The organism is Glaciihabitans sp. UYNi722 (assembly GCF_040549465.1).
Taxonomy (GTDB): domain Bacteria; phylum Actinomycetota; class Actinomycetes; order Actinomycetales; family Microbacteriaceae; genus Lacisediminihabitans.
This window is the reverse complement of the sequence record NZ_JBEPTL010000035.1, coordinates 22,674-28,992: the sequence shown is the minus strand read 5'-3', so window position 1 is coordinate 28,992 and position 6,319 is coordinate 22,674. Positions and strand designations below refer to the sequence as shown.

Sequence of the window (6,319 nt, the reverse complement as noted above, 5' to 3'; positions counted from 1 at the left end):
GCGCTCAGACAAACTCGCCCGCAACTACCACGCGGCCCTCTGCCTCGCCGCGACCCTCCACTGGCTCGACAGCACCTTTAGCAACACGCCCTAGTGAACGACGCGGCCACGCACGACTTCGCACTGAACAGCCCAGCTACTCCATCCTCGCCCGCAGCATCGAGCGAGACGTCCTCCCGGTCTGTGACCGGTACGGAATGGGGGTCCTCACCTGGAGCCCGCTGGCTTGGGGGCTCCTCACTGGAAAACACCGGCCCGGACAGAACTCGCCTCTTTCACCCGGACGTGCGTACTGGGGGCCACGGCACATGAGCGATCAGAACAAGGCCGCTGTCGTCGAACAGCTCGTCCCCGTCGCCGAGGACGCTGGCATCTCACTCACCCACCTCGCGATGGCTTTCGTGATGGCGCACCCCGCAGTCACCTCCGCCATCATCGGTCCCCGCATCCTCGATCAGCTCGACGACATTCTCGCTGGAGGAGACGTCCACCTCGGTGACGACACCCTCGACCGCATCGATGATATCGTCACCCCCGGCACCGATGTGGGCGTCAGTGACGTCGGGTACGTCCCACACGCACTATCCGACACGTCACTTCGCCGCCGGGTACTTGCCGACCGTGCCGCCGAATAGGACCGCCCATGATGGACGCCCCCGGCACTCCCGAGCAGCTGACCGTTCCCGACGCCGCGGGGTGGCGCGCATGGCTGGACGATCACGAAGACACCAGCGACGGGGTGTGGCTGACCCTGGCGAAGAAGGGCACCCCCAGCCCGACCAGTCTCACCTACGCTGAGGCGCTCGACGAAGCCCTGTGCAGCGGCTGGATCGACGGTCGAAAAAACAGTATTGACGCGGCGACCTACCGCCAACACTTCACACCCCGCCGGACCCGGTCCATGTGGTCCAAACGGATCGTCGAAATCGTCGCGAATCTCATTGAATCCGGCCGAATGCGAGGCCGGGGCCAGTTCGAGATCAAACGCGCACAATCCGACGGGCGCTGGGAACGGGCCTACGACGGAGCCACCGCCATAACAGTGCCCGAGGATCTCCTCACCGCCCTTCGCGCGCACCCTTGCGCTATTTGGGGTTCACGTGCCCGGTGGCTTCGGCTCGGCCGCCGGCCCGGAACCGTTGCCCGTCGGAGGACGACGAGGTGCCATCGCCCCAGTGCGCGGCGAACGGGTGGCGGTGCTGGGCGTTCACGATCACGGCAAGGGCGGCGCTGTAGGTCTCATCTCGAATGTGGTTGGCCTGCTGACGGTCGAGTTGGGCGTAGGTGACACCGGGAGAGGATTCGGCCATTTTTGCCAGGCCCAGGTTGATCCCATCCGCGAGGATCGCGGTCAAGAGCAGCTGCTGGTCCTTGGTGGGCTGCCCGGTTTTGAGGTGGGTGAAGTGCCTCGTGAAACCTGTCCACGAGTCGACCTCCATCAACAGGTCCGTGATGCGGATTCGGGGGAACATGGCGCTGGTCGCGTCGATGAGTGGTTGGGCGTGTGCCGGGACGATGGTGTCCAGGGGCGTGATCTTCAGTCCCGCCGGAGTGACGGTTACTCCCGAAAGATGGCCGTTAGTGGCAAGCCGTTCGACTTCCCCAAGTCTCGCGGTGAGGTGTTCCAGGCGTGCCTGAACGTGCTCGGGGCTGCCGTCCGGGGCAGCCAATGGCAACTGCTTCGCCGCCTTTAACGTCGTGTAGTCCTCTGGGGTGAGGAGGTAGTCGTCGAAGTCGCGGAATTGGCGGGATCCTCGCACCCACATGTCGCCGGAGCGGAGAGTGTTGCGGAGCTCCGCGAGGATGCAGAACTCGTAGAACCCGCGGTCGATGCCCGCATTGGTGAACACCAGCGGCTTCCACCGGGGGCGGATAAACGACGTCGGTGCAGACGGTGGAACCTTCCGGGCGCCCGTCGTGTTGAGCAGGCGAAGGGCGTCGACGGCGGCGAGGAGGTCCCGGGCGGCGGGGGCGGCGTGCAGGTCAAGGACCGCCAGGAATGCCGGCGAGTAACGACGCAGGGTCGTGAACTGGGTGCTGACCAGCGCGAGGGGATCGGCCGCGGCCGGCCCGGTGAACTCCTTCGCACGGGCGGTGCTCTGGGCCAAGGACTCCCACCCAATGGTTTTCTCGATGACGGTGAAGGGGTCCTCACCGGTTTCGTGAGCGCCCAGGAGCGCATCGCCCAGACGCGAATACGACCGCATCAACGCGGTCACCGCCGACCGGGAGGCAAGCGTTGAGGCATCGTGCCGGTTCTGCGCCGCACGGATCACTCGGCCAATGATCCGGTCGTGGAGTTCGACGATCTCGTCGGTGACCGTCGCCATTCCCTCCACGGCCATCGCGAACAGTGTCGCGTACCGGCGGCGGGGTTCGAACTTTGCCAGATCCGCGCTCGTCATCGACGCACCCTCACGGGCAAGCTTCAACAGACGGTTGCGGTGTACGACCCGCGCGGCCGGCCATGGCAGATTCAGCGCCTTCCAGGCGGCGAGACGGTCCACGTGTTCCAGCATCGATCGTGCGTTCGGCCTGGACGGTGCCTGTCGCAGCCGGCCGATCTGTGTGAGCGCGCTGTCAGGGCGACGGCGAAGCAGGCCCTCCAGCCGCGCCCGATGTCCAGCATCAAGAGCGTCGACGAGGGTCGCGTGGATACGGCGGTTCACCTGGGTTAGCGCCTGCGCGCAGGCCCGCTCGAGAACCTCGGCGCCCGGTAGAGCCACCTTTCGTTCCCGCAGCCCCGCAAGGGCCGTCTCGACGAGGATGCCGCCCTTATCTGTCTGCGCGGCGACGACTTCCACGTCCGCGACAACCGCCCGAAAATCACTCATCCCGAAGCCGGTCAGCCCGAGGTACGTGCGAACCTCACGGGCGTGATCCTGCCGGGTTTGCTCGCGGGTTGCGTAGTCGTCCCACACGGTGGGGTCCACGTTGAGGTTCGACGCCAGCCGCGTGATAACCACTGTCGGCACGATGGTCTCGACACCCAGGGTGATTCCGGGCCCGCGCAACAAGCACAGTTGAACGGTGAAACCCAGCCGGTTCGCATCCCCCCGGCGCTGCCGGATCAGCGACATGTCCGCCTCGTCGATCGCGCAGAGCAGTTCGACCCCGTCAGGGTCATCGGGCAGCCCGAACAGTTGGGCTCGCTCGAGTGGAGTCAAAAGGGTGCGGCGCGCCATCTCGGAGCGGCCCTATTGTGCGGCGAGGTAACGGTAGATCGTTGGCCTGCTCACCTGGAACTCCGCCGCGATCTGCGCCACCGTGTGAGCGCGCTTCCCGTCCGGACCCGTCTCCTCGTACATCTGCCGGGCCAGCTTTACCTGACGCGCCCCCAGCTTCGGCTTCTGCCCGCCCGTGCGGCCCCGCGCCCTCGCCGCCGCCAGTCCGTCTCGGGTGCGTTCCACCATCAGCGCATGCTCGAACTCCGCTATCGAGCCGAGAATGTGGAAGAACATCGTCCCGAGCGGTGTCGACGTATCGATGCCCTGATCCAGAACCACCAAATCGACCCCCTGGGCCTGCAACCGCTTCGACAACTCGATCAGGTTGTCCAACGAGCGACCGAGACGATCCAGTTTTGTCACCACGAGCTGGTCGCCTGCACGATTCGCAGACAGCAACGCCTTTTCCAGGCCCGGTCTCGTGGCGAGCTTCCCGGACGCGGAGTCGACATATACGGCCTCGCACCCGGCTGCCTCGAGAGCGTCGCGCTGCCCGTCGACATGCTGGTCCCGCGTTGACACTCGTCCGTAACCCACCCGCATGCGCAGACCGTATCAGGAACGGGGGTAACCGTGACGTAGGTGTCTACACGGAAACCTTGACAGTTGAGCGCCCGGAAAGCAGGGAGCCCGATCAGGAACTGGTCAGCATCTCACAAACATTCGTTCACGGACATTGCGACCTTGCAGGGCTTAGAGCAGCATTTATGCGACGCTGGCCCTCGCAACTGCGTTGAGCAAGCCCGGAAATTGTGCATCGACCTCTTCGCGCCGAAGCGAGACGAAGCATCGCGTTCCGCGGGGAACACTCTGTGCGATGCCGGCTTGGCGGAGGATCCGCATGTGGTGACTGAGCGTGGATTGCCCGATGCCGACAGCGAAGTCGGGACCGAGGTGTTCTTGACCGTCGAGCAGTACCCGGAGGATTTTCAGACGGACCGGGTCGCCGAGCGCCGACAGGATCCCGGCTAGTGGGACGTCAGCCAGGTCAGGGTGCTCAAACACGCGCATGCGTTCATGCTACCAATGATCTATGATCGACGATCATGAATGATAAAGAATTTGCCGGACGCCGCATCCTCGTCACGGGCGGCTCCAAGGGACTCGGACGCGCGATGGCTGAACGTCTCGCTGCCGCCGGAGGGAACGTCGTCGTCGCGGCGCGGACCGTCCCGGATGATCTCGACGGTGTCGAATTCGTTCGCGCCGACTTGTCAACCATGGACGGCATCTCATCCCTCGCTGAGCACGTCCTCCGTGATGGGCCGCTCGACGTTCTCGTACAAAATGCTGGCGCCACGGCGTCGGCGCAGCCGGTGCTCGACACCGATGACGCTTCGTGGCAAGCAGACCTCACGCTCAACCTCCTGGCCGTAGTCCGACTCGACCGGCTCCTGGTCCCGTCTATGGTCAAACGAGGAAGCGGTGTCGTCGTGCACGTGTCTTCGATCGCGGGGCATTACCCGCAGCCGGGACAGGCACCCTATGCGGCGTCGAAGGCGGCACTGAATTCCTACAGCCGCTCCCTCGCAGTCGAGGTGGGAGCTGCTGGCGTACGTGTGGTGAACGTGCTGCCAGGCTTCATCCCGACCGACGGGGCGCGGGCCGTGCACCAGCGCCTCGCCGACGAGCAAGGCGTGGATCTACCCGAGATGCAGCGCCAACTCGCCGAACGCCTCCGCGTGCCCATGGGCAGACCCGGCACAGAACACGACGCAGCCGAACTCGTTGCGTTCCTGGCATCCGACCGGGCCGGCTGGCTCACTGGAGCCGAATTCCGCGTCGACGGGGGAATCATCCCCACAATCTAAACAAGGCCGCCCGAGTCGGCACCATCACTGCAGTGTGAGCAAATCACGCACGAATGCGAAACTCACCACCCACAACCCCGATTCATATCGTGGGATTTTCTCCGAATTCACAAGCCACCCCCTTCTGGAGTCCACGCTGGAGAAACTGTCCCGGTTCGGGTTCAACGTCCCCGACACGATCACCGTGCATTTGGACGCCGGCTACGACTCCCGGAAAACTCGTGACCTGCTGAGCGTCCTGGGCTGCGACTGGGAGATCAGCAAGAAGGGCACCCCGCTGCAAACAGGCGCCCGCTGGGTCGTCGAGCGCACCAACTCCTGGCACACCCGAGGCTTCCGGAAACTACAGATCTGTACCGAACGCCGCAGCATCGTGATCGACGCGTTCATCGCCCTCGCCGGCGCAATCATCACCACCCGTCGTCTCATCCATGAGGGCTGGACGCGCTACCGCTGGAACGGACGACCACCCCGAAAACCCTGACCTATCGGCGGAACCTCTAAGTAATCAGTTGATAATATTGAAGTCTTATGAAGAGCAAATCGAGATTGCGTTTGCCATCAACCCGCCGCCGTGCGCTGATATTGCAGGCGGCGACCGAGGTGTTTGGCCGGTACGGGTACAACGGCGCGACCACCGAGCAGATAGCGAGTGCGGCCGAGGTGAGTCAGCCCTATGTCGTACGAATGTTCGGTACGAAAGAGCTGCTTTTTCTTGAGGTGATCGAGGGCACTATCGAGACTCTCCTCACAACGTTCCGGACCGCGATTAGCAAGCATGCCGAGACTGGACAGCCCCCAGCGGAACTTCCACGGGTCCTCGGTGCCCTGTGGATCGATCTAGGGGGATCCCCGGGATTGCACGAATCGTTGCTCCATGCGTTCGTTCAAGGTAGCAATCCCGTCATCGGTGAACGGGCGCGAGAAGGATTCCTACAGATTTGGGAGATGCTCCGCGATGAGGCGGGCTTTGACCAAGCCACCACTCATGAATTCCTAGCCCGCGGCATGCTCATCAGCGTGCTTCTAGGCATCCGGATGCCCAACACAGTCACTGCCGATGCGCGCGCTCATGAAATGCTCGCCAGTGTTTTTGGCGCAAATCTTCAGAAAGTCGAGTCGGAACATGGTGCAAGTATCTAAGTTCCGGTCGGTAGCGTATTTCCCAGAGTGGTGGCTCGAGCGGCGCAACTGACCCGCTATTCCCCTAATCGCGGCTGTCTCCGACTGCTAAGTCTCCGCGGTCACGACAGCCGCGTGGACACACTCGGCCTGCAATTC

The 6,319-nt window shown here is 63.8% G+C and carries 5 protein-coding genes and 3 pseudogenes; 5 read left to right on the top strand and 3 right to left on the bottom strand.

Annotated elements, in window-relative coordinates:
* Nucleotides 1-635, top strand: a 635-nt coding sequence (locus ABIB56_RS17630) for an aldo/keto reductase (RefSeq protein WP_354570529.1), incomplete at its 5' end; no start/stop codon positions are given.
* 8 nt (nt 636-643) lie between these two features.
* Nucleotides 644-961: pseudogene (locus ABIB56_RS18520) on the top strand (YdeI/OmpD-associated family protein); the annotation flags it as partial.
* 127 nt (nt 962-1,088) lie between these two features.
* Here ABIB56_RS18520 and ABIB56_RS17625 read toward each other — a convergent pair.
* The 3 genes and pseudogenes from ABIB56_RS17625 to ABIB56_RS17615 form a co-directional block, all read right to left on the bottom strand.
* Nucleotides 1,089-3,185 (bottom strand): annotated as a pseudogene (locus ABIB56_RS17625) (Tn3 family transposase); the annotation flags it as partial.
* A 12-nt stretch (nt 3,186-3,197) separates the two neighbouring features.
* Complete coding sequence (locus ABIB56_RS17620; RefSeq protein ID WP_354570528.1) at nt 3,198-3,770, bottom strand: recombinase family protein; 573 nt, start codon at nt 3,768-3,770, stop codon at nt 3,198-3,200.
* A gap of 162 nt (nt 3,771-3,932) precedes the next feature.
* Nucleotides 3,933-4,238, bottom strand: a complete 306-nt coding sequence (locus ABIB56_RS17615; protein WP_354570527.1) for an ArsR/SmtB family transcription factor — start codon at nt 4,236-4,238, stop codon at nt 3,933-3,935.
* 35 nt (nt 4,239-4,273) lie between these two features.
* On the opposite strand from ABIB56_RS17615, the gene ABIB56_RS17610 reads away from it, so the two are divergent.
* From ABIB56_RS17610 to ABIB56_RS17600, 3 genes and pseudogenes are all read left to right on the top strand, one after another.
* Entirely contained in the window at nt 4,274-5,038 is a 765-nt protein-coding gene (locus ABIB56_RS17610; RefSeq protein ID WP_354570526.1) for an oxidoreductase, read from the top strand.
* A 118-nt stretch (nt 5,039-5,156) separates the two neighbouring features.
* Nucleotides 5,157-5,522 (top strand): annotated as a pseudogene (locus ABIB56_RS17605) (transposase family protein); the annotation flags it as partial.
* 47 nt (nt 5,523-5,569) lie between these two features.
* Nucleotides 5,570-6,181, top strand: coding sequence for a TetR/AcrR family transcriptional regulator (locus tag ABIB56_RS17600; protein ID WP_354570525.1), 612 nt, complete (start codon nt 5,570-5,572; stop codon nt 6,179-6,181).
* Nucleotides 6,182-6,319: the final 138 nt, after the last annotated feature.

Excerpts from the sequence above, each read along its gene's own strand:
- ABIB56_RS17620 (WP_354570528.1), bottom strand. The coding sequence starts at position 3,770 with ATGCGGGTGGGTTACGGACGAGTGTCAACGCGGGACCAGCATGTCGAC.
- ABIB56_RS17615 (WP_354570527.1), bottom strand. The coding sequence starts at position 4,238 with ATGCGCGTGTTTGAGCACCCTGACCTGGCTGACGTCCCACTAGCCGGG.
- ABIB56_RS17610 (WP_354570526.1), top strand. The coding sequence starts at position 4,274 with ATGAATGATAAAGAATTTGCCGGACGCCGCATCCTCGTCACGGGCGGC.
- ABIB56_RS17600 (WP_354570525.1), top strand. The coding sequence starts at position 5,570 with ATGAAGAGCAAATCGAGATTGCGTTTGCCATCAACCCGCCGCCGTGCG.